Consider the following 23,041-nt stretch of genomic DNA (forward strand, 5'->3'; position numbering starts at 1 on the left):
TGAAAAGTGGCACGCTATATAGGCCCTAAAGCTAAATTATCTCGCCGGGAAGGAACGGATCTTTTCCTGAAAAGCACACGCCGTTCGCTGGCAGATAAATGTAAGCTCGATACCAAGCCCGGCCAACATGGCCGTCCTTCTGGTAACAATAATCGTACTTCCGATTACGGTAACCAATTGCGTGAAAAGCAAAAGGTGAAACGTGTTTACGGGGTGCTTGAACGCCAATTCCGTCGCTATTTTGCTGAGGCTGGCCGCCGCAAAGGCAATACCGGCGAAATGCTTTTGCAATTGCTTGAATCCAGGCTTGACAATGTGGTGTACCGGATGGGCTTTGGCTCAACCCGTGCTGAGGCACGGCAACTGGTTAGCCATTGCTCGATCGTGATTAATGGTCACGTCGCTAATATTCCATCTTTGCAAGTCAAGGCTGGCGATCTCATTGCCGTTCGCGAAAAAGCTAAGCAGCAAACTCGCATTCAAGAAGCTGTCGGACTGGCGAGTCAGATTGGCTTTCCAGCCTGGGTTACAGTCGATGAGAAGAAATTAGAAGGGACCTTCAAGCAAGCGCCGGAACGCAATGAAATTGCCGGCGATATTAATGAAAGCTTGATTGTTGAATTGTATTCACGGTAATTGAATCAAGGTTGACGCGCTCCTATGAGGGAGCGCTTCGGCCGTGTTTTTTCAGGTTATCACCTGTCAGCCCTACAGACGTAACGAGCTGCGGGCATTAAAAGGAAAACCTATGCAGAACAATCTGTTGAAGCCCAGAATGATTGCGGTTGAGTTGATGGGCGGCAACCATGCAAAAGTGGTCATGGAACCATTTGAGCGTGGCTATGGCCACACTTTAGGGAATGCGCTGCGACGCGTGTTGCTGTCTTCAATGACTGGCCATGCGCCGACTGAAGTCACCATCGGTGGCGTGGTACACGAATACTCTACGATTGATGGCGTGCAAGAAGACGTGATCAACCTGTTGCTGAATTTAAAAGGCATTGTCTTTCTATTGCATAACCGTGATGAAGTGACTGTGTCATTGCGCAAAGAAGGCGAAGGCGCGGTGACGGCCGGGGATATTGAATTACCGCATGATTGTGAAGTGATTAACCCGGAATATGTGATCGCGCACCTCTCCAAAGGCGGTAAGCTTGACCTACAAATTAAGGTTGAGAAAGGTCGCGGATATGTACCTGGGAACGTTCGTCATTATGGTGAAGAAGCCACTCGATCCATCGGTCGAATTGTGCTTGATGCTTCATTCTCTCCGGTCAGGCGTGTGAGCTATACGGTAGAGAGCGCACGGGTCGAGCAACGCACCGATCTCGACAAGCTAGTGATGAATATTGAGACGAATGGTGCACTTTCACCAGAAGAGGCAATTCGTCAAGCGGCCAGCATTTTGGTTGATCAATTATCAGTGTTTGCTGCATTAGAAGGCTCTGAAGTGAGCACAGAAACTCCTTCGCGTGCACCGCAGGTTGACCCGATTCTGTTGCGCTCTGTAGAAGACCTAGAGTTGACGGTGCGTTCCCTGAATTGTTTGAAGGCCGAAAATATCTATTACATCGGTGATTTGATTCAACGTACTGAAAACGAGTTGCTGAAAACGCCAAATCTCGGCAGAAAATCACTTAATGAGATTAAAGAAGTACTCTCGTCGCGTGGTCTTATGCTGGGTATGAAACTTGAAAATTGGCCGCCTACGAATCTTGATCGATAAACGGCTCTCACGCCCGTAGATAGCTCGGCTATTTGCGGCGTGTTTTGAGTGAGCGTTATCTGTCGAGTTGAAGCTTTTATTAATTACCGGCCCGTTATCCTTGGATAGCAAAAAGAGCTGGAACAAAACTTTTAATGTAAGGATGTAAATATGCGTCATCGTCACGGTTTGCGCAAACTGAACCGCACCAGCAGCCATCGCTTGGCTATGCTGAAAAATATGTCTGTCTCGTTGATCGAACATGAACTGATTAAAACCACCTTACCTAAAGCGAAAGCCTTGCGTAAAGTGTTCGAACCATTGATCACAATGGGTAAAACGCCAACTCTTGCCAACCATCGTTTGGCATTTAGTCGTTTACGCGATCGCACTGCGGTGCTCAAACTATTTGAGGTGTTGGGTCCCCGTTATGCTAATCGACCAGGTGGTTATTTGCGCATTCTAAAATGCGGTTTCCGTAATGGTGATAATGCTCCTATGGCATTGATTGAATTGGTTGACCGTCCTGTCAATGATGACGCCGAGGCGACCAACATGGTTGTAGAACAAGAATAAAATACGTAAACAAACGCGCTTAAAAGCGTAATACATAAAATAGAAAACCAGGCCAAGTGCCTGGTTTTCTATTTATGGTGTAGCCAAAGCATAAAAAAACCATGACGTTCAATGACTCTAACCCGCGCTCGCCATTGATTGGGACGATTATTTTTCTGGTGAGTGCGCTGTTTTACATGGCACAGACATGGGCCAATGAGCCTCTTCTCGATGCCGAAACAGCTTTTAAAATAAATACGATAGAACGGCCAGCTGGAATCGACGTGCATGTCTCGATTGCTAATGGGTATTACATGTATCGTGAACGTTTTGGGTTTAGCGTCAAGCGAGGGGAGGCAACCCTAGGTGAGCCGATGCTGCCGCAGGGCCAGATTAAATTCGATGCGACCCTTCAAAAAAAGATTGAAACCTACCGGCACGATATCATTATTCATCTCCCTGTTACGCGTGCCGTGGGATCTTTCGAGCTTGCTGTGCATGCACAGGGCTGCGCTGATCAGGGGCTCTGTTATTCCCCGATAACGCATTTGACATCAATCAAAGGCATTGCGTTACAGTCACCGTTAATTGCCGCAACTCCGTCGGCAATAGCCGCAGCTCGGCCGGCAATCTTAGATCAAGCTCCGCGTATGCTAGGCGATGGTTTAGGCATAACCGAGAGTGGCTACCGTATGACGGGCTATATCACTCGCCTGTACAGCCCTCAGTATGCAGAAGCGGTGCTGGCAGGGCATGATTTATTCACCATGCTGATTATTTTTTTCATCCTGGGTGTGGCACTCAGCTTATTTCCGTGCTCATTACCGATGATCCCCATTCTATCGGCGCTGATTGTGGGTGAGGGAATACAGCTCTCGCGTTGGCGCAGCTTTATGTTGTCCGCGGCTTATGTGCTGGGGATGGCGGTAGTCTATACGATCTTCGGCATGGCAGCCGCTTCTGCTGGTTATAGTCTTGGCCCAGATTTACAAAGCCCATGGGTGCGTGGTGCTGTTGCGCTGTTATTGTTTGTGTTTGCACTTTCGCTATGGGGTTGTTACGAATTGCAGTTGCCTCAATCTTGGCAAAATCGTATTAATACTGTGCTGTTGCAACATAAACTAAGAGGTGGCAAATGGCTTGCTGTATTTACCATGGGTGCATTATCAGCACTGATTGTTGGCGCGTGTATGACGGCGCCGCTATTTGGTGTGCTGACTTTTATTGCGCATACGGGTAATCTGGTAATCGGCGGTGGTGCCCTTTTTTCAATGGCGTTAGGGATGGGCGTACCCTTGTTGCTGGTGGGGATTGGCGCGGGTCATCTATTGCCTCGTGCGGGTGCTTGGATGAGCGCGATTAAGCGTACCTTCGCATTATTATTGACCGCCGTTGCGCTCTGGTTGGTCTGGCCCCTGCTTAAGCCGCTACAGCCACTGCCGGCGCAGATAGAATTTACCCGTATTCAATCAAATAACGAGCTCCAGCATAGAATTAAAACCAGTGGGCGGCCAAGCTTGCTCGAATTTTATGCAGACTGGTGCGCCAATTGCCGAGAAATGGAAAAAATCACCTTCACAGATAGCCGGGTCCAAACACAACTACGGCAATTTAATCTGTTGCGTGCCGATGTGACAAACAATAATTTAAACGACCGTGCATTGCTTAAGCAATTCGGTTTATATGGACCCCCTGCAATAATTTTTTTCGATGCAAATGGTGATGAAATCCAGGCATTACGGATGGTAGGATATCAATCACCGAGCACTTTTTTAAAAAAGCTCGAGCCTATTTACCGGGCTCCATAAGGTTGGTTATAAGCGCAGGATTACCCACAAATTTGTCGGAAGAATCGCCAGAGAAGTTGTAAATAATTGCAGCCTGTATAAACATTGTAGTTTTACCTGCTAAAAAGGCAAAGCAAGTGTGCCGTAGGCACACAGAGCAGAAGCTCGCATGTTAGAACTACTGCTCTGTGGCTAAGCTGCATAAAAGATGGAGGCAGGCCCTCCGAAGTCGGCTTTCAGGAGCAGAAATCAAACCGCCCGGTGCGGCCGCGTTCAAAAGATGTGGTCGTGAGCGACTGTGGAAAAGGCATCATGAAGATGTCAGGTACGTGTTGAGAAGATGAGCGTAAGCAAACCGTCCGATGACGCATCGTTAGCTCTAAAGAACTGTCAAAACCGGGGTCGTGATATAACTTCGGGATCAGTCGGAACGACACCTGTTTACGGACCCGATGGCAGTCGGTGTATAGGCGGCATGAGCTCAACACAGGCTCTGGTATGGAACGTGAGAACCTTGTTCTGGATGTGAAGGGAAAAGACAAATGGCAGAAACCATAAGGATGAATACCGATGCCAGAACGAGGGGCGGAGCCGCTCGTAGTAGTGACGAAGCCTTTGTAACGAAGGTGGAGCGAAGGGGCGGCGTTATCCGGTTGACGAATGTCATCAACCTGCTCTGCGGGGATGAATGACATGACATCAACAAAATCCTATTGCATTGCGAAGCGTGTGGTGTGGGAAGCCTATCAACTGGTGAAGGCCAACCGTGGAGTTGCGGGTGAGGTAGGATTGGATGACAGGAGCCGTATGAGGCGAGAGTCTCACGTACGGATCTGTGAGCACCTAAGGGGGAGGCTCCCTTGGGTGACTCGACAACCGCCCGGTGCGGCTGCGTTCAAAAGACGTGGTCGTGAGCGATTGTGGAAAAGGCATCATGAAGATGTCAGGTATGTGTTGAGAAGATGAGCGCAAGCAGACCGTCCGATGACGCATCGTTAGCTCTAAAGAACTGTCAAAACCGGGGTCGTACTTCCCGCCACCAGTGAAGCAGGTGGAAATTCCGAAGGCCAAGGGCGGTACGAGAAAGTTGGGAATTTCCACAGTAGAAGATGTGGAGGGTCATCAATACGGCGCGGGATTTTGAGAGGTTTCATCGCCTTTCTTTTTTTGTAATGGCGATATTGTTAGGCAAGGCAGTACCTTTTTAAGTGGGGCTGTTTTCCCTTTTTTGGAAAGCCAGGTAATTTTATGGGCAGAGGAATGTGCGAGAGTGGCTGTAGGCTAGAAAAAACGACGGCTTTTAGTGAGCGGGTACTGTGGAATAAAAATTTGACAGCACCTCACAAATGAAATATAAAAGCTATTTTTTGCTTGTATAGTTTATTTTTTGCTATGCGATTGCCCCAGTCAATTGACTAAATGCATGCAAAGAAAGCTTGGATATGCAATAGTTTGCGCTGGATATCATGACGAATAAAGGCTGTATTAATGGACATTGATCAACTTAGATCCTTGATCACGCGGGGAGAATCTGAAACGGTTGAATTTAAAACTTCAACAGCCCAATTAAAAGCCGCTTTTGAAACACTGTGTGGCTTCTTAAATACTCAAGGGGGAACGGTTTTAATTGGAGTTAAAGATAACGGCGAAATAATAGGACAGAACGTCACCGATCAAACGCACCAAGACATCGCACGCGAAATTAACAAAATAGAGCCGTATGCTGAGATCAAGACCTACTATGTCCCGCTAAAAAAGGACCAAGAAATCCAACTTATTGTGCTTGTTGCAACGTCTGGAGCAAATGCTCCCTATTTTTACGATAGTCGTCCTTTTTTGCGTAATCAGTCCACCACAATTCGCATGCCAAGAGAAAGATATGAACAACTGCTATACAACAGAAAATCCACAGTGCTCACTTGGGAAAAATTAACAAATAATGATTGCACTATTGCAGATTTAGATGAGGAGCGCATCCTGAGTACGGTCAGTATCGCCGTTAGCGAACAGCGTTTGGGGCATATCGCAGCGCGTGCTAGTATTCAAGAAATATTAGAGAAACTAAATTTAATTGCACATGATTCACTAACGAATGCTGCAGTCATTTTATTTTGTAAAAATGAGCGTAAGCAATTTATTCAATCTGAACTGAGATTAGCGCGCTTTAAAGGAATCCATAAAAAAGAATTCATTGATAACAAAGCCATACGCGGGAATATATTCGACCTTTATGAACACGCGATTATTTTTCTACGCAATCATCTGCCAGTAGCAGGTAAGGTAGAAGAACACAGTCCCTTTAGAATAGACACATCCGCTATTCCTTATCAGGTATTGCGAGAAGCGTTGGTTAACGCGCTATGCCATCGAGATTACAGTTCTCCTGGCGGTGCTATCAGCTTAGCTGCTTATGATGATCGAATAGAAATATCGAGCTCAGGACGCCTTCCAGCCGATATCGCACTTGCTGAGTTAACCCAGCAACACACTTCCCATCCGCGCAATCCTATTATTGCGAATGTCCTCTATATATGTAGGATGATTGAGCGTTGGGGGCGTGGCACGCAGGAAATGATAGATTTTTGTAAAGCAGCAGGCAATCCGTCACCTAGATTTGTAGAATCAACAGGTAGCTTTACGGTTATTTTGACGTTTAAAAATCCTATTCATATAAGCCCATCTATTGAGCTTCCTACGCCGACTCCACGTCAACAGGAGATATTAAAAGTGTTAGAAGCATTACCGCTCAATAGCGCTCAAGTGGTAGAAAAATTAGCGAATGCACCTAGCAGGAGAATGGTACAAATTGATTTGGCGAAATTAGAAGAAGCAGGGTTCATTAAACGCGAAGGTGATAGCCGCTCCCTCGTCTGGCATGTAGTCAAAGCATTGCGTGAAATATAGTGAAATTGCGTGAAATACAGTGAAATTGTGTGAAATGATTTAACCTAAACTTGATGGGGTTGCCACAAATTTTATGGCCAGTTGAGTGATGCGCTATGCACAGTTGCTACGAGCAGGCACGTTAAGTTCTATACGGCCTAATTCGGGAGCAGATGCCATCGCTTTCCACAAGTATTGATCAGGATGATCCACTTTGCGATTCCAAGAGGCACGAATTAACCAATCGACTCCATCTGGACGCGGTGCAACAAATAATTCGTAAATATCTGCTCGCGATCACACACGCTAATCATGTGCGTTTTAGGGCATCCAGCTTTGAGGGCCGTCAATTGCTTTACGCCCTCGAGCCACTTCACGCTTTCTTTTTTATCAATCGGCTTCTTAACGTGCTGTTTCTTTTTGCCCAACTCACTCAGATTGCGTGCCCACGCTTTCATTCCCAGTATGCCTAGTGGCAATCCTTTCGGGGTAACTGCCAACATACTGTGCATCATGAATCCACGTACATGTTTGTTGCTGCAATAGCTCAGACCTTCCGTGGCCGGTAGATGCGTTAAATTAAATTCTGACTTCTCTAGCGATTCTTCCGACAAATTTGTGGGTAATCCTGAGGGTTATAAAGGGTTTTTTATCCAATGGCGCGCAAGTATTTTGCCGCATCTAATGCAAAATAAGTTAAGACACCGTCTGCCCCTGCCCGTTTAAAAGCCAGTAACGACTCAAGCATGACTTGATCATGGTTAAGCCAGCCATTTTGAGCGGCCGCTTTTAGCATCGCATATTCACCGCTTACTTGATACACATAAGTTGGGAAACGAAACTCATCTTTCACGCGCCGCACGATATCGAGGTAAGGCATACCTGGCTTCACCATCACCATATCAGCGCCTTCTTCTATATCCATCGCCACTTCACGCAATGCTTCATCGCTATTGGCCGGATCCATTTGATACGTCATTTTGTTGCTTTTGCCAAGCTGGGCGGCCGATCCTACGGCATCCCGGAATGGACCATAAAAGGCAGAAGCATATTTGGCGGCATAGGCCATAATTTTTGTGTTGCGATATCCTTCGCTCTCAAGCATTGCGCGAATCGCTCCAATCCGGCCATCCATCATATCCGATGGGGCAATGATATCGGCGCCGGCTGCAGCGTGCACAGAGGCTTGTTTAACTAAAATTTCAATGGTTTCGTCATTGAGAATATCGCCCATTTCATTGATCACACCATCCTGCCCATGGCTGGTGTAAGTATCGAGTGCGACATCGGTCATCACACCTAATTCTGGAAACGCCTTTTTCAATTCACGTACGGCGCGCGGAATTAAACCATCAGCCTGTGTTGCCGCTAGGCCATCAGGTGTTTTCAAAGAGGGCTCAATCATTGGAAAAAGCGCCAACACGGGGATGCGCAACTCAACACATTGCTGCGCCACCGGTAGCAACAGATCAATTGACAGTCGTTCAACCCCAGGCATTGACGGCACAGCTTGCCGTACCTGATGACCGTCAACGATAAAAACTGGATAAATCAGATCGTTACTGGTCAAAACATTCTCACATAGCAAGCGGCGAGAAAATTCGTTGGCACGCATCCGGCGTGATCGATAGACAGGGTAGGCGCTCATAGCATAAATTGGAAGGTAAATTCTGAATTTCTTGGGAAAATTGATATATTATGGAAGACGAGCGTTGTAGATAGTACATACGCTCCCCGCTTCTCCTCCCTGAGCGGGAGCCTGCTACTTAATTGACAGGCTTTTTCCCGCCGCTTTGACGGCGGCTTTTTTTTGCTCATTTTTACACCATTATTTTAGGTTTGATGAGCCGGTTTCAACCATGCTTCGATCGTGTGTTGCGCATCATCGAGACCCACCCGCTTTAGAGTTGAAAAGAGTTGTACCGTGAGTTGATTCGGCAGGCCTAATCGCATGGTGTATTCAGCGAGCTTTTGCTGTACCGTGCGGAGCGTATTAATGCTGGCTTGCCGGGTCAATTTGTCGGCTTTAGTGAGCAGCATATGAATCGGCTTGCCGGTTGAGGCAAACCAATCGATCATCTGCCAATCAAGCTCCGTGCATGGGCGGCGTGCATCCATCAGTAAAATTAAACCGCATAACTGTGTCCGTGTCTGTAGATAGCCGCCGAGTAATTGCTCCCAATGTATCTGCACGCTAGCCGGGACTTCAGCGTAGCCATAGCCGGGTAAATCAATCAGATGGGCGCGAGGTTGATCGGCCGGGCCGACTGAGAAATAATTAATATGCTGCGTACGTCCCGGCGTTTTGCTAGCAAAAGCAAGCCGCCTTTGATTGCACAGTACGTTAATCGCACTTGACTTGCCAGCGTTAGAACGGCCGGCAAAAGCGACTTCTGGTAATGGCGATGGAGGCAGATCGCGTAAATGATTGACGGTAACAAGAAACCGCGCTTGGTGAAGCAAGAAAGACATAAATGTGTGCCTTGAAGGCGGTAGAAAAAACTTACCCCCATTTGACGCCAGCTGCCACGTGGTGGTTTAACTTAAACCGGCATAAGCTTATGGTGGCTGTTTATAAACCTTGGAAAAGTCCTTATTGTATAATATAAAAATCAAGTAAAAAGCCTATTAGACCGGTTTTGAGAGGCAACAACAAAACGAGACAAGGAGGTTCTATGAGCCGGCCATACAAGTTCTGGCGAGTGATGTGGGTGGGATTAGTGGCGTACACAACGGCGGCCTACCCGCACAATATGTCAGTAAAAATAGATACTGCTCGTGGTCAAGCAATTGCAAGCCAGGTATGTATCTCCTGCCATGGCGTAGAGGGCGGCGGGGCAACCGGTCTCGCGCCTAATCTTACTGGTCAGCATGTTGAATATCTGTATAAACAGTTACTTGATTACAAAACTAAGTCCGGTGACAAAGCGCCAAAACGCAACAATCCTATTATGGCAAGCTTTTCCTCAGTACTGTCTGAACAAGACATGTGGGATGTCTCAGCTTATTTTGCTGGCTTGCCAGAAAAGCTCGCTTTTGCGCACAGCCAGAAGATGGCAGCGCATGGCCAGCAAATCTGGCGTGGCGGCATCGCCGAGAGAGGCGTGCCAGCCTGTGCCGCATGCCATGGCCCAACGGGCGCTGGCATGCCAGTACAATATCCGCGCTTAGCTGGCCAATGGCAAGATTACACGATCACGCAATTGCAGGCCTTTCAACAAGGTGAACGGGCTAACAATGATCCTATGCAGGCGATTGCAGAGCGTTTATCAGACAAAGAAATTAAGGCGCTGGCAGAGTATATTGCGGGTCTGCGCTAAGCTTCTGGAGGCATGGCTTTGAAAACATCGTCATAAATTTCCTCAAATCTTAAAATCTCAGTATCTTCTAGATAAGAGAAATATTTATCACGTTTAGCTTTGGACAACTTTCCTTGATTTTGATGGACAAAAATAATAAATTTATCAAGCGCTGTTCCTGGCCAATCGAATTCTTCATTTAGCTTTGCATAGAGGGTGTCGCGTTTAAGTAAAAATTGGAGTTCCTGTTCAAGATCTTTCTCGATCACTTGCTTTAAACACAATAATAAAAACTCGACCTGTGGAGTTGCATCGAAATACCGATACAGTAATGCATCGTTTCCTCGTGCTGGAATATCGGGTGTGATCGGATAGTAATCGGTTAAGCGTTTTAATGGTTTTGAGAAGGCTTCTAGCGCACAAATATACTCATCTAGCCGAGCTTTCATCACGGCTGATACGGGTAAGATAAACCCACGTGGAGTAAAGCCTCGGCGTGTCAGTACTTCATGCACGAGGAAGCGGTGAATACGGCCGTTGCCATCCATAAATGGATGCAAGAAAACAAAAGAGAAAGCAGCTAATGCAGCCGCGATGGGGGCCGCTATTCCGTCTTCTTCGGCTAGGTGATTGGTCCAAGCGATCCAGTCCTCCATCAGTGAAGGAATATCCTCGGGGCGAGGTGGCAGGAAATCGACGCGATGGAGCCCATTATTCAGTTCTCGGCCAACATAATTTTGGCTGTTACGATAGCCTACCTCGCGAAAACGTGCATCAACCACAATATTTTGGAGTAAGCACAAACGTTCTTGTGTCACCGGCTGGGGGTCGCTTGCTTCACGCAGTGCTTGCATGAAACGCTCGGTTTTGTTGCCGCTTGGTTTTTCTCGTTCAATATCAAATGAATATTGGGTTTCTTTCAAATAGAGCCAGGCAGCGGCTCGCTCGAGGCTACGTGGGTTGTAGCGCATGAGCGCGCGATTGACGGCACCTGCCAGATCTTGCTCTAAGAGTTTTTGGATAGTAGGTGTGCGCCGTACGATTGGGCAAAATTGGAAGCTCCCTATAAGGTTATTTTCAATGCGGAACCGTTCGCTACGAACGGATTTGTTGTAATTCACATAGAGTTTGTTGTCAGCTAGTTTAATGTAAGCACTTTTTTTATTTGTATCTGGTGCGTTAAGCCGTGTGTTGGTCAATCCTTCATACAAGAAGCCGAGCCGTCTTAAGCTATGCGTTTGAGCTGATTTTTGTAAGGCCGTTTCCAATTGTGTTTTGCCGTCTTGGATAAAGAGGCGGCTTAAAATTTCGAGATTGATGCCTTCATATCGCAAAGCAAACTCAAGATGACCTAAAATAGTGTTTTCTGGCGCGTAACTTTGACGAAAATTTTGCTGTAAATGGTCGGCACGATTGAGGGTTTCACGTGATTGAACGTTGCTTTTGATGAAAGACTGGCGCCAATGGGGGCGTGTTTTCAATTGATATGCTTCAACTAGCCACGTATATCCTACAGGCTGTTGGGTTGATAAGTCATAATAGGTCATTGAATTGACTCAACAATGGATGCGAAATAGCAAAAGTAAGCGTGTTTAATATTTTTATCGCAAAAATGAGCGCGAAATCGCAAAAATGTGCGCATTCGACAATTTTATCGCAAAAATGTGCGCATTCGACAATTTTCCCGCAAAAATGTGCGCGATTTAGTCTATCTGAACCAATCGAATATGTTCTGTGGCAGCATCGAAAAGCCGTGAACGGCTACACTCCAATTGGCAAAGGCCGAATTAAATTAGGTGCCGATGCTTGCCTGGCTCAGCGGCGATCAGCGATTTTGTGCAGAGCAGGCGAGGCTAGTCTGTGAAATTGAATTCAAATACTCCGCTCAAGACAAAACGCCCTATATCGAAAAACACCATTGAATTACTCAGTTCGATGCGTTTTGCGATTGCCTTATTGGTGGTGCTCGCGATCGCGAGCATTATTGGCACAGTGCTTAAGCAACAAGAGCCCTATCCTAATTATGTTGCTCAGTTCGGCCCATTCTGGGCTGAAATTTTTCATTCACTGGGCCTATACAATGTCTATAGTTCTTGGTGGTTTAGCGCAATCCTCTTGTTTCTAGTTGTCTCGCTCTCGTTGTGCTTATGGCGTAATGGCCCACACATGATTGCTGAGATGCGCAGTTGGAAAGATCGGGTGCAAGAAAATAGCTTACGCGCATTCGGGCATCGGGCTAATTTTGAGGGGGCTCATGCTCCTGCGGAGACCGCCGCACGCCTTCAAAGGTTGATTAAGGCGAGTGGCTATCGCTATAAAGTAAAACAAAACGACGGTGGCTTGCTGATCGCCGCCAAGCGTGGCGCCTTGAGCAAGTTGGGCTATATCTTTGCGCATCTGGCGATTGTGGTGATTTGTATCGGTGGGTTACTTGATAGTAATTTACCGGTGCGTCTACAAATGTGGCTATTTGATAAATCCCCATTGCAAGGCAATGCAGTGATTGCTGAAATTGCGCCTAAGCACCGGCTAAGTACGTCGAATCCAAGCTTTCGTGGCTATGCGTGGGTACCTGAAGGTCAGCATGTATCCACTGCCATTCTGAATCAAGTGGATGGTACGCTGATCCAAGATTTGCCATTCACCCTCCAACTTAATCAATTTATCGTTGAATATTATTCAACTGGGATGCCCAAACGCTTTGTCAGCGATATTGTCGTTTTGGATAAAACGAGTCAGCAGCCTATTGCAGCTCGTATTGAAGTGAACAAACCTTTTATTTACCGTGGTATTGCCATTTATCAATCGAGTTTTGAGGATGGTGGGTCAAGTGTGCAATTCACGGCTTATCCGATGGTGGGTTCAAAGGTGCGGTCTTTTCCGTTAAAAGGGCACATTAATAGCTCGCTGTCCTTAACGAGTGACGGAGCAACCCTCGAATTGACCGATTTCCGCGCCATTAATGTTGAGAATATTGCCGATGCCGACGGTAAAGCCGATGTACGTGGCGTTACCCGCCGCTCATTGAAAGAGGCCTTTGATGAGCGGCTGGGGTCTGGCGCTAAAACGTCTAAACCGCAAACGCTACGCAATATAGGCCCTTCTGTACAATATAAGATACGGGATACCACAGGCCAAGCGCGGGAATTCAATCATTACATGCTGCCGCTTGAAATTGATGGCGAGTGGGTGTTTTTAGCGGGTATGCGCGAAAACCCGCAGCAGCCTTTTCGCTATCTGCGCATTCCAGCCGATACGGAGCATACGGTGAAGACCTGGATGCAATTGCGCGCAGCGTTGCAAAACCCGCTCTTGCGCATAGCTGCCGCCAAGCGTTTTGCGGCGCGTTTAGCTCAGCCGGGGACACCATTGCAATTGCAGCTGGAGCGAAGTGCGGCGCGTGTATTGGGTCTTTTTGCTGGGGATCAGGCGCTGGCTCAAGCCATCCAGAATGACGGTGCAGATACGGCAGGAGGATTTGCTGCGTTGGCGAAGTTTATCGAATCCTCTGTGCCTAAAGCCGAGCAAGCAAAAGCGGTAGAGTTATTATTGCGTACGCTAGAAGGGGCGTTTTGGGACCTTTGGCAAATTGTGCGTGAGCGAGCGGGACTGATACCTAATGTAGAGAATGCGGCTAATGGCCGCTTTGTGCAATCAGCCATCAACGCTTTATCCGATAGTTTTTTCTACCGCGCTCCGGTTTTTTTGCAACTTGACTCATTTAATGAAGTAAAAGCTTCGGTTTTTCAAGTGACGCGTTCGCCGGGAAAAAAGATTGTTTACTTTGGTAGTCTGTTACTGGTGCTCGGTGTGTTCGCTATGTTTTATGTGCGCGAACGACGTGTATGGTTTTGGCTAAAAGAGAGTGAACATGACGCTGGCACAACAGTATTAATGGCCATGTCTGCTGCTCGTAGAACCCTCGATTTTGAAAACGAATTTGTCCAACTACGTCATCAAGTTGGCAGAACCCTCAATATACCTGACACTCTTTGAAGTTAAATGATGGAAAATTTACATGCCACTAAGTCGCCTATCAAAACCGGCCTGTCTACGCCGTCAAGCCCAGAAGCTTTTCCTATGCAAACGCGATTAAACCGACTTACGCCGTTTGATTGGCTCTATTTAGGAGCGCTGATTGCCGGTGCCATTTTTACACTCATGCAGTATGGTCATAGTATGGACTACTACGAGCAGGCTATTTTACTGGCAGCGGTACCGGTTTTTGGGGTGCTGGGTTGGTATTGGAAGCCAGTGCGCGTGTTGCTGACACTCATCGCAGTTCTATCCTATTTAGCTATTACTTTTTATCACGGTGAGCTGGCGCGAGCGGATCAAGTTTTTTTCTTAAAGTATCTCTTATCGAGCCAATCCGCAATTTTGTGGATGAGCACCCTTTTTTTACTGGCAACGGTGTTTTATTGGGGCGGCTTACTGGCGCGCTCAACCGTGGGCGCTAAGCTTGGCTCGTGGCTGTGCTGGGCAGCTGTGTTATTAGGCTTTACGGGGATGATGGTGCGTTGGTATGAGTCTTATTTGATTGGTGCAGATATTGGCCATATCCCAATTTCAAATCTCTACGAAGTTTTTGTATTGTTCTGTCTGTTGACGGCACTTTTTTACTTGTACTATGAGATGCATTATCAAACGCGCGCATTAGGCGCCTTTGTGCTGCTTGTGATCAGTGCGGCCGTGGGTTTTTTAATATGGTACGCTGCTGCGCGCGAGGCTCAACAAATTCAGCCTCTGGTACCCGCCTTGCAAAGTTGGTGGATGAAAATTCATGTGCCAGCGAACTTCATTGGTTATGCCAGTTTTGCGCTAGCCGCGATGGTTGCCGTCGCGGCCTTGCTCAAACGCTACGGCGTATGGGTTGATCGTTTGCCAGCTTTGGTTGTGCTAGATGACTTGATGTATAAATCAATTGCTGTGGGTTTTGCCTTTTTTACCATCGCCACCATTCTTGGTGCGCTATGGGCAGCTGATGCATGGGGTGGATACTGGAGTTGGGACCCTAAAGAAACCTGGGCGTTAATTGTCTGGCTAAACTATGCAGCATGGCTACATATGCGGCTGATTAAGGGCTTGCGCGGCGCCTTGGCGGCTTGGTGGGCGCTGATTGGCTTACTGGTGACGATGTTTGCTTTCTTGGGGGTGAATATGTTTTTGTCTGGTCTGCATAGTTATGGGCAGCTGTAATTATCTGTATCTTAACGTGGTGTCGATGCGGTGGTAAAGGCATATCAACCATGTCTTGATTGCTGAGCGGGAGGGCAGATGGGGTGTACCAACCCCATCTGCCGGAGTTTCCCTTACAGTTTTAATCCGGTAGTCTTATTTCAGCCGCGAATAATTGTTCAACTGTTTCGCGTGCACGCACTAAATAGGCGTGTTCCCCTGCCACCATCACTTCCGCTGCGCGTGGCCGTGTATTGTAATTTGAACTCATCGCAAAGCTATACGCGCCAGCCGAGCGCGCAGCAAGTAAATCTCCAGACTTAAGAGCCAGAGTCCTATCGCGACCAAGCCAATCGCCACTTTCGCAAACCGGCCCGACCACATCGTAGAGCACCTGTGGCGTGTTGTCGCGGTGTTGAAGAACGGGGATTAAATCATGATAGGCTTGATACATTGCGGGCCGGGCAAGATCATTCATACCGGCATCTACAATCGCAAAGTTCTTGGCTGCGCCAGGTTTTAAATATTCAACTTTTGTCAGCAAGATACCTGCGTTGCCAACTAATGAGCGGCCTGGCTCAAATAGAATTTCACGATGTCCGTGACCTCGCTTGGCAAGGTGACTCAGTAGAGTGTGCACAAATGTGCTAATCGCTGGCGGCGTTTCGGCGTCATAGCAAATGCCAAGGCCGCCCCCCATATCGAGATGAGAGATTTTGATGCCGTCTGCTTCAATCGATTCAATCAGCTCGAGCATTTTATCTAGCGCATCGAGATAAGGCGCGATTTCAGTGATTTGTGAGCCAATATGGCAGTCGATACCCATGATTTCGAGCGATTTCATTGACGCCGCTGTACGATAGGCCGCACGCGCTTCATCAAAAGCAATGCCAAATTTATTTGACTTAAGCCCTGTCGAAATATACGCATGCGTTTTTGCATCTACGTCTGGATTGACGCGCAATGACACCCGTGCTGTTTTACCTGTATTGGCTGCAATGTCGTGCAAGCGGTGTAGTTCAGGGAGCGATTCAATATTAAAACATTTGACGCCCGCAGTCAGTGCCGCTTGCATTTCGCTGACACTTTTACCGACGCCTGAAAAAACAATTTTGTCGGCGTGTGCGCCAACCTTGAGCACACGCGCTAACTCGCCGCCTGATACGATATCAAAGCCCGCCCCTAGCCTTGCAAAGACATCGAGCACAGCGAGATTGCTATTGGCTTTGACGGCATAGTAAACCTTTGCGTTATGGCCTGCGCACGCATGCGCGTACGCTTGATACGCGCGGGTCAAGGCGGCACGCGAGTAAACGTAAAGCGGTGTGCCAAATTGTCGTGCAAGCAGTGTAAGCGGGACGCTTTCTGCATGCAGTTCGGCGTTAATATATTCAAAAGCGTTATCAAGCATTTATTAGTGACTGCTGGAAGAGAATGGAGCCAGTGGTTTGAGCGGTGATGCGGCTGGCGTATTTTTTAACGGACTCGCCGCCTGTGGGGCGGCAGCAGGCTCGGGTAACGGCGGCACGGTTGGCAAATACAGTGCCCCGCGTTGTCCACAAGCGGCAAGCGCCATGAAAACCGTTACAATTGCGCTGGCTTTGCAAATAGTCTGCATAGCTAAACTCGGAAAATTGAAGCGGGGAAGTGTAGCATGACCAATCATAAAGAATACCTTGCGTTTGCTGAGGCAACGCTAGATGCAATCGAATCCGCGCTGGATGCAAGCGGGGCTGAGGTCGAATATGAGCGTAATGGCAATGTATTAACTCTAGAATTTGAAGACGGTAGCAAGATCATTGTTAATTTACAAGCGGCCATGCAAGAAATTTGGTTGGCGGCGAAAGCCGGCGGTTTTCACTACCGGCAACAAGACGGAGCTTGGCTTGACACGCGCAATGGCACTGAATTATTTGCCGCCTTGTCACGCTATGCAAGCGAGCAAGCGGGCGTAACTATTGAGTTGTCTGAGGGTTGATGGGTGGCGGTTGCCCCTCAAAATGCAAAGAGGCAAGCCACCTTCAGCGACTTTATTGACCCTTAAACAAGTCCATAATATCCCGTTTTTCTGTCTCACTCACGCCAATGTTTGCGCCAGAAATTGCCCCTCCCTCGCCGGTAAGCAGGGATTGGCTCGTATCAATATGGGCAACAAAACCATGCCCTGGCAAAAAATCATCATAAAAAAGTTCACCGTCGATTTCGGTAATCCCGCTACTGGGCCGGGGCCATGAATATACGGCAAGACGTGGCAAGGCGCGGCTCATGTAGTCGATCCACATGGGCAGGGCTAGGCCGCTGCCCGTTTCTCGATCGCCTAGGCTTTTAGGGTGGTCATATCCTAGCCAAGAAATTGCGACCAACTCATGCTGAAAGCCCGCAAACCAAGCGTCGTGCGAATCATTAGTGGTGCCAGTTTTGCCTGCCAGGTCGGTGCGATGAAGCACATTGCTACGTGCGCCGGTACCTCTTTGCACCGCAGAATGTAATAGATTGGTCATCAAGTAAGCATTGCGAGCGCTGATGGTGCGGGGGGCGTTGCTTTCGGCAACCAGTGGTTGTGCTTGTGAAATAACGATCCCGCGCTGGTCGGTGACAGTGGCAATCAAATAAGGATTGACGTGGTAGCCGCCATTTGCAAAAACAGCATAACCGGTAGCCATCTGCAGCGGCGTTACGAGTCCAGCGCCAAGCGCCATGGGCAAGTAAGCAGGATGCTTATCGGCATCAAAGCCAAAGCGCGTAAGATACTCTTGCGCATATTTAGGGCCAATGTAGTCTAGGATGCGGATCGAGACCAGGTTTTTTGATTTTGCTAGGGCGGTGCGTAGGCTAATTGGGCCATCATAGCGGCCACCATAATTTTTGGGTTCCCAAGGCTGGCCACCGGCTTGTTTCGCAGCGAAATACAGCGGAGCATCATTGATCAGTGTGGCTGGGCCCAAGCCTTTATCGAGCGATGCTGCATAAATAAAGGGTTTAAAGCTCGAACCCGGTTGCCGCCAAGCCTGCGTGACATGGTTAAATTTATTTTTATTGAAATCAAACCCGCCGACTAAGGCGCGGATTGCGCCATTTTGCGGGGTCAGTGATACCAAAGCACCTTCTAACTGAGGGAGCTGGGTGATTGACCAATTAGCATTAGCTGCCTGAGTGACCCGAATCACGGCTCCTGGTTTGATGCGCTTAGTGTTTGACGCTTGTGTCGTGAGCGCACGCGCGGCAAAGGCTAAACCTTCACCGGTAATTGTGATGGTGTCGCCACTTAATAGCTCGGCCTGTACTTCTTTTGCGCGGACGGCGGTCACGACGGCTGCCTTGAGTTCTCCATTATCGGGTTCATTTAGTAAGGCATTCGCAATGGCTTGATCGCGCGCTTCCGGTTCAGCCGGTAAATCAATATAGGTTTCTGGCCCACGATAGCCATGGCGCCGCTCATAGGTTAAGACGCCTTTACGGACTGCTCGGTACGCCGCATCTTGCTCGGCAGAGTCAATCGTTGTCACTACGTTAAGCCCGCGCGTGTAAATTTCATCCTGATATTGTGCATACATCATTTGGCGCACCGTTTCTGCGACGTATTCTGCATGAACGCTAAATTCTTTACCTGAGCCTTTGACTCGCAAGGTCTCCCGTAACGCTGCCTGATATTGTGCCGCATCAATGTATCGTAAGTCATGCATGCGCTTTAAAATATAGGTCTGCCGAATTTTTGCCCGTTTTGGATTAACAATTGGGTTATAGGCGGAAGGGGCCTTAGGCAGTCCAGCTAGCATGGCTGCCTCGGCCACCGTAATATCTTTGATATCTTTGCCAAAATAGACCCGCGCAGCAGCGGCAAATCCATAGGCACGCTGGCCCAGAAAAATCTGGTTCATATAGACCTCAAGGATTTGATCTTTGGTCAGCGTTGCCTCAATCCGATAGGCGAGCAGCATCTCATAGAGTTTGCGCGTATAGGTTTTTTCGCTTGATAAAAAGAAGTTGCGCGCAACTTGCATGGTAATGGTGCTCGCGCCTTGGGCTGCGCTACCATGCAAAATATCCGCTAAGCCGGCGCGCAAAATACTGATGAAATCAACTCCGTGATGATCGTAAAAGCGGAAATCTTCAATGGCGAGCACCGCTTTTTTCATGACCTCAGGGATTTCTTCAAAGCGTACAGGATGGCGTCGCTCGGCGCCAAATTCACCAATTAGCACATGATCGGCCGTATAGACTCGCAAGGGCACTTTGGGCTGGTAATCAGTCAGTGCTTCAAGTGAAGGTAGCTTGGGCAGCATGACGATCAGCATATAAGCAATCAGCAATGTACCGATTGTCGCCAGCGTAGCGGCTGCTCCGCTTAACCAAAGAAACAGAACCAGCCAAGGCGAGCGGGCAGGGCGTGGGCGCGAGGAGGGGGGAGATTTTGAAGCCATAAAAATGATAAAAGAGGGACAGTGGATTATAGCCACCTGCTGTCAGGTTGCGTGTACTTTTAAAGTGATTTTAGTCTGGTTAACGTCGCTATTTTGTAATTTTCTTCTCAAATCTACTCTTATCGGGGATTTTGACGGTTCTAGCTGGCTCTAATACGCCACCGATAAACTAGCCATTTAGCTGAGTATTTCTTGTCCCTATTTATTGGCAAAATTAAGTCAATAAATGAAGAGCAAATTTTTATTTTAAAACTCAAGGACACTTGATGCGAATTTCTATGGCTAGCGTTGCGCGCCGTTTTGCACTAGGGATCGAAGCGGGTCCCAAGCAATTGCGGGTCATGGTGCTAAGCCGTCGGTTGCTGGCTGCCGCAAAAATCCGCATTGAACATATTGGCGTTTGTGCGCTGCCTGCCGGGATGGTGGCGGGGGCGGATTTTATGGATCCTGCTGCCATCGCAGCAGCATTAACTGAAGCGCTGCTTGCCTGTCGATGTAAGCGAGCCTTATCTGCTGCCCGCGTTGCTATGGCGTTGCCTGCTACGGCGGCATTGTTACAGCAGCTATCGATTGCCATGCTCGCGCCGCAGAGCGTGATGACGACACAATCCGATACAGCACTTGACGCGCTTGAGTCAGCAGTGTTGGCTCAGGCAGAGCATTTAGCTGGTATTGAGGCGGCTGCATTATCAGTGGATTGGTTCCGCGCAGACCCCGCCGGTGCGCCAGATCAGCTCACCATTGTGGCCACTCCGCGTCGCTATGTGGAAGTGCGGCTTGAAGCCGCGGCTCAAGCAGGGATGATGTTGCATGCAATCGACGGGGCAGATGCTGCTGCCTTACGCGCCTGTCGTTTTGCCGGTATGCAGACCGGTCGGGCAGACATGTTCTACGGAGCCATTTGGCTAGGTACGGATAGTGGGCGCATGTGGTTGCTATGCGGGGGGGCGATTGAACGTGAACTCAAATTTTCACCTGCTGATTTAGCTACCCCGGCTTTTATGACAGCATTACACGACTTGATCAAAATGATCCAGCCTGTATATGTCTTAATTGCAGGGGAGGTTGAGACGTTGCTGATGGCCGGCAGGACAATCGATGAATTGAGCGTTGTGTTAGGCTGCCCAGTGATTGAATTCGATCCGCTAGCCTGTTGCAATCGGCATTATGGCAATCGCCGCGGCATTCATGGCAGCACTGGGGTGCGGAGCCATAGAGGCACCGGCAGTGCGCAATGGGCCAGGCCTGAATTGGGAGCTACCGCACCCTTTGCGGTGGTATTTGGTCTTGCATTGCGCTGGATGTTATGAAATTATCCAGTCGCATAAACTGGCTAGAAGGTTCTCGTTTATTGCGGCGCCGCATAGCGAGCGAGGATTTTGCGGTAGGCGGTTTTAATCTGCTGCCGTATCGATATGTACGGGCGCGTTGTTTGCGTCAGTACCGTAGGTACAGCATGTTGTCAGCAGCGTTAGTCTCTTTAATTTTCATTGGCGTGATGCAATCTAGGCCAGCACCGGCGGTTGCATATGACCCATTACACCCGTTGATCCAGGAGCACCGTGGCGTTGCATCTCAAGCTTCATCTTCTATCCATCGCCAACTCAATCCGTCTACCTTAACGCAAATACCACCGCCATCGGCCAATTTAACATTACGGCTCATTGGCATACTTGAACGTGGGCGTACGCGGGCGGCGCTGGTGCATTCGCCTGCGGGTTCTGTTCTACTGCGCACAGGTGAAAAATTAAATGGTGAGGTGGTGACAAGAATTGATACCTCTTCGCTATTCTTATCGCAAGGGTCAGGTTTGATACGGACACTTTCGCTACGAGAGGCCAGCTGATGGCCTTTATGCCGCATACGCTACGCCAGGCGATGCCTCTTATATGGCTATGGGTGGTGGCAGCAGGCATTGGCTTAATCCCCTGTCAAGCACAAGCCAATCTCGATGAAGATAAAGGTGATGCTAGTGCACCGCTTACGATTGAGTTTCATCAGGCTGAATTATCAGCCGTATTAAAAGCCTTTGCGGACTTCACGGGTTTGAATATCATTGCGAGTGAGCAGGTGCGAGGTACCGTATCAATGCGGCTTGACCGGGTGCCGTGGCGTCGTGCATTTGATATGCTAATGGATGTGCATGGCTTAGTGGTGCAAAATCGTGACAATATTATTTGGGTCGCTACCGTAGAAGAGTTGGCTGGCCGAGAGCGGCAGCGTCTTGAAGCTCATGCGCGTGCGACTGAGCTTGAGCCATTAATCAGCCATCTCTTTGAGTTACATTACCAACGCGCAAGCGAGGTTGGCAAACTGCTGCACGGAGCCGGTATCCAGCGCGTTTTATCAAAACGCGGAACCGCCATAGCGGATGCCCGGACCAACCAGCTTTTAGTGACCGACCTAGCTAAGCATATCGAGCACATTCAGGTACTGTTAAAAGCCATTGATCGGCCATTACGGCAAGTTGCCATTGAGGTGCGGATTGTCGAAGCAGAAGAAGGATTCTCCCGCGAGTTAGGGGCGCGGCTAGCGCGCTTAGGTGCGACTGCGGGTGAAAATGTGCCGAGAGGATTACTGGCCGCTAACAATGGTGCAATTTATGATTTGCCGGCAGGCCCCCTTTCAGGGTTTGATGCAATGAGTGCAGGACTCACCCTTTTTAGTGCTGGCGCTAACCGGCTGCTCGCTCTAGAGTTAAGCGCGCTGGAAGCGGATGGATATGGGAAAATATTGTCCAGCCCCCGCGTGGTGACAGCGGATCGAGTGCAAGCCCTGATTGAGCAGGGTACGGAGTTGCCTTACCAGGCGAAAGTAGGCAATGGCGTCTCGGCTGTGCAGTTTCGCCGGGCTAGCCTCAAGCTTGAGGTAACGCCCCATATTACGCCGGATGGTTATGTTGTACTTGATGTCGATGTCTCTAAAGACAGTATTGGGACGCAGACACAATCGGGTCCTGCAGTAAATACGAAACATGTGCGCACACAGGTCCAAGTTGAAAACGGCGGTACGGTAGCCATGGGTGGTATTTTTATTCAGGATGAACGCACCGATGTTGCGCGGGTTCCCTGGCTTGGCGAGATTCCGCTATTAGGCACCTTGTTTCGCCATAGCACTCATAATCAGCGTAAGAGTGAATTGCTGGTTTTTATTACACCGAACGTAGTGACGCAGTTACCTTTGCCGTACCATGACGGAATCTAAGCCAAGATG

18 protein-coding genes and 2 pseudogenes are annotated in these 23,041 nt (G+C 48.6%); 13 read left to right on the top strand and 7 right to left on the bottom strand.

Going from position 1 to position 23,041, the window contains the following annotated elements; translation table 11 throughout:
- Positions 1 to 6 precede the first annotated feature (6 nt).
- From rpsD to NQD60_RS01255, 6 genes and pseudogenes are all read left to right on the top strand, one after another.
- Entirely contained in the window at positions 7 to 636 is a 630-nt protein-coding gene (rpsD, locus tag NQD60_RS01235; RefSeq protein WP_257100733.1) for a 30S ribosomal protein S4, read from the top strand.
- A gap of 112 nt (positions 637 to 748) precedes the next feature.
- Positions 749 to 1,726 carry a DNA-directed RNA polymerase subunit alpha gene (gene rpoA / locus NQD60_RS01240; RefSeq protein WP_223693341.1) on the top strand — a complete coding sequence of 326 codons (978 nt, stop codon included), beginning with the start codon at positions 749 to 751 and terminating at the stop codon, positions 1,724 to 1,726.
- Positions 1,727 to 1,876: 150 nt separating this feature from the next.
- The gene (rplQ, locus tag NQD60_RS01245) at positions 1,877 to 2,281 is read left to right on the top strand and encodes a 50S ribosomal protein L17 (protein ID WP_257100734.1); all 405 of its coding nucleotides are present in this window, start codon (positions 1,877 to 1,879) and stop codon (positions 2,279 to 2,281) included.
- A 101-nt stretch (positions 2,282 to 2,382) separates the two neighbouring features.
- Positions 2,383 to 4,068: a protein-disulfide reductase DsbD gene (gene dsbD / locus NQD60_RS01250; RefSeq protein WP_257100735.1), complete on the top strand. Its 1,686-nt coding sequence runs from the start codon at positions 2,383 to 2,385 to the stop codon at positions 4,066 to 4,068.
- A gap of 1,000 nt (positions 4,069 to 5,068) precedes the next feature.
- Positions 5,069 to 5,158, top strand: a pseudogene (locus NQD60_RS09145) (maturase); the annotation flags it as partial.
- Positions 5,159 to 5,535: 377 nt separating this feature from the next.
- Positions 5,536 to 6,951: an ATP-binding protein gene (locus NQD60_RS01255; protein WP_257100736.1), complete on the top strand. Its 1,416-nt coding sequence runs from the start codon at positions 5,536 to 5,538 to the stop codon at positions 6,949 to 6,951.
- Positions 6,952 to 7,166: 215 nt separating this feature from the next.
- On the opposite strand, the gene NQD60_RS01260 is transcribed toward NQD60_RS01255, so the two are convergent.
- The 3 genes from NQD60_RS01260 to yihA form a co-directional block, all read right to left on the bottom strand.
- Positions 7,167 to 7,433 carry a hypothetical protein gene (locus NQD60_RS01260; RefSeq protein WP_257100737.1) on the bottom strand — a complete coding sequence of 89 codons (267 nt, stop codon included), beginning with the start codon at positions 7,431 to 7,433 and terminating at the stop codon, positions 7,167 to 7,169.
- A 146-nt stretch (positions 7,434 to 7,579) separates the two neighbouring features.
- Positions 7,580 to 8,578, bottom strand: coding sequence for a porphobilinogen synthase (hemB, locus tag NQD60_RS01265; protein ID WP_257100738.1), 999 nt, complete (start codon positions 8,576 to 8,578; stop codon positions 7,580 to 7,582).
- A gap of 185 nt (positions 8,579 to 8,763) precedes the next feature.
- Positions 8,764 to 9,402, bottom strand: a complete 639-nt coding sequence (yihA, locus tag NQD60_RS01270) for a ribosome biogenesis GTP-binding protein YihA/YsxC (RefSeq protein ID WP_257100739.1) — start codon at positions 9,400 to 9,402, stop codon at positions 8,764 to 8,766.
- 203 nt (positions 9,403 to 9,605) lie between these two features.
- On the opposite strand from yihA, the gene NQD60_RS01275 reads away from it, so the two are divergent.
- Positions 9,606 to 10,250 carry a cytochrome c gene (locus NQD60_RS01275; protein ID WP_257100740.1) on the top strand — a complete coding sequence of 215 codons (645 nt, stop codon included), beginning with the start codon at positions 9,606 to 9,608 and terminating at the stop codon, positions 10,248 to 10,250.
- Here NQD60_RS01275 and NQD60_RS01280 read toward each other — a convergent pair.
- Positions 10,247 to 11,776 carry a Fic family protein gene (locus NQD60_RS01280; RefSeq protein ID WP_257100741.1) on the bottom strand — a complete coding sequence of 510 codons (1,530 nt, stop codon included), beginning with the start codon at positions 11,774 to 11,776 and terminating at the stop codon, positions 10,247 to 10,249. The genes NQD60_RS01275 and NQD60_RS01280 overlap by 4 nt on opposite strands.
- Before the next feature lie 388 nt (positions 11,777 to 12,164).
- On the opposite strand from NQD60_RS01280, the gene NQD60_RS01285 reads away from it, so the two are divergent.
- Positions 12,165 to 14,225: a cytochrome c biogenesis protein ResB gene (locus NQD60_RS01285; protein ID WP_257101223.1), complete on the top strand. Its 2,061-nt coding sequence runs from the start codon at positions 12,165 to 12,167 to the stop codon at positions 14,223 to 14,225.
- 84 nt (positions 14,226 to 14,309) lie between these two features.
- Positions 14,310 to 15,428, top strand: a complete 1,119-nt coding sequence (gene ccsB / locus NQD60_RS01290; protein ID WP_257101224.1) for a c-type cytochrome biogenesis protein CcsB — start codon at positions 14,310 to 14,312, stop codon at positions 15,426 to 15,428.
- A gap of 121 nt (positions 15,429 to 15,549) precedes the next feature.
- Here the strand turns inward: ccsB and lysA are convergent, their stop codons facing one another.
- Positions 15,550 to 16,818, bottom strand: a complete 1,269-nt coding sequence (gene lysA, locus NQD60_RS01295; protein WP_257100742.1) for a diaminopimelate decarboxylase — start codon at positions 16,816 to 16,818, stop codon at positions 15,550 to 15,552.
- Between the two features lie 102 nt (positions 16,819 to 16,920).
- Positions 16,921 to 17,025: pseudogene (locus tag NQD60_RS01300) on the bottom strand (lipoprotein); the annotation flags it as partial.
- Positions 17,026 to 17,061: 36 nt separating this feature from the next.
- Here NQD60_RS01300 and cyaY point away from each other — a divergent pair.
- A complete protein-coding gene (gene cyaY / locus NQD60_RS01305; RefSeq protein ID WP_257100743.1) occupies positions 17,062 to 17,385 on the top strand; it encodes an iron donor protein CyaY in 324 nt (107 codons plus the stop codon).
- A gap of 52 nt (positions 17,386 to 17,437) precedes the next feature.
- Here cyaY and NQD60_RS01310 read toward each other — a convergent pair whose 3' ends face one another.
- Entirely contained in the window at positions 17,438 to 19,828 is a 2,391-nt protein-coding gene (locus tag NQD60_RS01310; RefSeq protein ID WP_257100744.1) for a penicillin-binding protein 1A, read from the bottom strand.
- Between the two features lie 266 nt (positions 19,829 to 20,094).
- Between NQD60_RS01310 and NQD60_RS01315 the strand changes: the two genes are divergently transcribed.
- Genes NQD60_RS01315 through NQD60_RS01325 form a run of 3 tightly spaced genes read left to right on the top strand, consistent with a single transcriptional unit; the run spans position 20,095 to position 23,032 of the window.
- Positions 20,095 to 21,138: a hypothetical protein gene (locus tag NQD60_RS01315; protein WP_257100745.1), complete on the top strand. Its 1,044-nt coding sequence runs from the start codon at positions 20,095 to 20,097 to the stop codon at positions 21,136 to 21,138.
- Positions 21,135 to 21,674 (top strand): hypothetical protein, encoded by a 540-nt coding sequence (locus NQD60_RS01320; protein WP_257100746.1) that lies wholly within the window; start codon positions 21,135 to 21,137, stop codon positions 21,672 to 21,674. Before NQD60_RS01315 ends, NQD60_RS01320 begins: the two co-directional genes overlap by 4 nt.
- Entirely contained in the window at positions 21,674 to 23,032 is a 1,359-nt protein-coding gene (locus NQD60_RS01325) for a type IV pilus secretin PilQ (protein ID WP_257100747.1), read from the top strand. The genes NQD60_RS01320 and NQD60_RS01325 overlap by 1 nt, the downstream gene beginning before the upstream one ends.
- Positions 23,033 to 23,041: the final 9 nt, after the last annotated feature.

Origin of the sequence: Mycoavidus sp. SF9855 (assembly GCF_024582735.1) — a bacterium.
Taxonomy (GTDB): Bacteria; Pseudomonadota; Gammaproteobacteria; order Burkholderiales; family Burkholderiaceae; genus Mycoavidus.

Bases quoted from the DNA above. Each gene is read 5' to 3' on its own strand.
- NQD60_RS01320 (WP_257100746.1), top strand. From the start codon at position 21,135: ATGAAATTATCCAGTCGCATAAACTGGCTAGAAGGTTCTCGTTTATTG.
- hemB (WP_257100738.1), bottom strand. From the start codon at position 8,578: ATGAGCGCCTACCCTGTCTATCGATCACGCCGGATGCGTGCCAACGAA.
- NQD60_RS01285 (WP_257101223.1), top strand. From the start codon at position 12,165: ATGCGTTTTGCGATTGCCTTATTGGTGGTGCTCGCGATCGCGAGCATT.
- cyaY (WP_257100743.1), top strand. From the start codon at position 17,062: ATGACCAATCATAAAGAATACCTTGCGTTTGCTGAGGCAACGCTAGAT.
- ccsB (WP_257101224.1), top strand. From the start codon at position 14,310: ATGCAAACGCGATTAAACCGACTTACGCCGTTTGATTGGCTCTATTTA.
- lysA (WP_257100742.1), bottom strand. From the start codon at position 16,818: ATGCTTGATAACGCTTTTGAATATATTAACGCCGAACTGCATGCAGAA.
- NQD60_RS01280 (WP_257100741.1), bottom strand. From the start codon at position 11,776: ATGACCTATTATGACTTATCAACCCAACAGCCTGTAGGATATACGTGG.
- yihA (WP_257100739.1), bottom strand. From the start codon at position 9,402: ATGTCTTTCTTGCTTCACCAAGCGCGGTTTCTTGTTACCGTCAATCAT.
- dsbD (WP_257100735.1), top strand. From the start codon at position 2,383: ATGACGTTCAATGACTCTAACCCGCGCTCGCCATTGATTGGGACGATT.
- rplQ (WP_257100734.1), top strand. From the start codon at position 1,877: ATGCGTCATCGTCACGGTTTGCGCAAACTGAACCGCACCAGCAGCCAT.
- rpoA (WP_223693341.1), top strand. From the start codon at position 749: ATGCAGAACAATCTGTTGAAGCCCAGAATGATTGCGGTTGAGTTGATG.
- NQD60_RS01275 (WP_257100740.1), top strand. From the start codon at position 9,606: ATGAGCCGGCCATACAAGTTCTGGCGAGTGATGTGGGTGGGATTAGTG.
- NQD60_RS01315 (WP_257100745.1), top strand. From the start codon at position 20,095: ATGCGAATTTCTATGGCTAGCGTTGCGCGCCGTTTTGCACTAGGGATC.
- NQD60_RS01260 (WP_257100737.1), bottom strand. From the start codon at position 7,433: ATGTTGGCAGTTACCCCGAAAGGATTGCCACTAGGCATACTGGGAATG.
- NQD60_RS01255 (WP_257100736.1), top strand. From the start codon at position 5,536: ATGGACATTGATCAACTTAGATCCTTGATCACGCGGGGAGAATCTGAA.
- NQD60_RS01325 (WP_257100747.1), top strand. From the start codon at position 21,674: ATGGCCTTTATGCCGCATACGCTACGCCAGGCGATGCCTCTTATATGG.
- NQD60_RS01310 (WP_257100744.1), bottom strand. From the start codon at position 19,828: ATGGCTTCAAAATCTCCCCCCTCCTCGCGCCCACGCCCTGCCCGCTCG.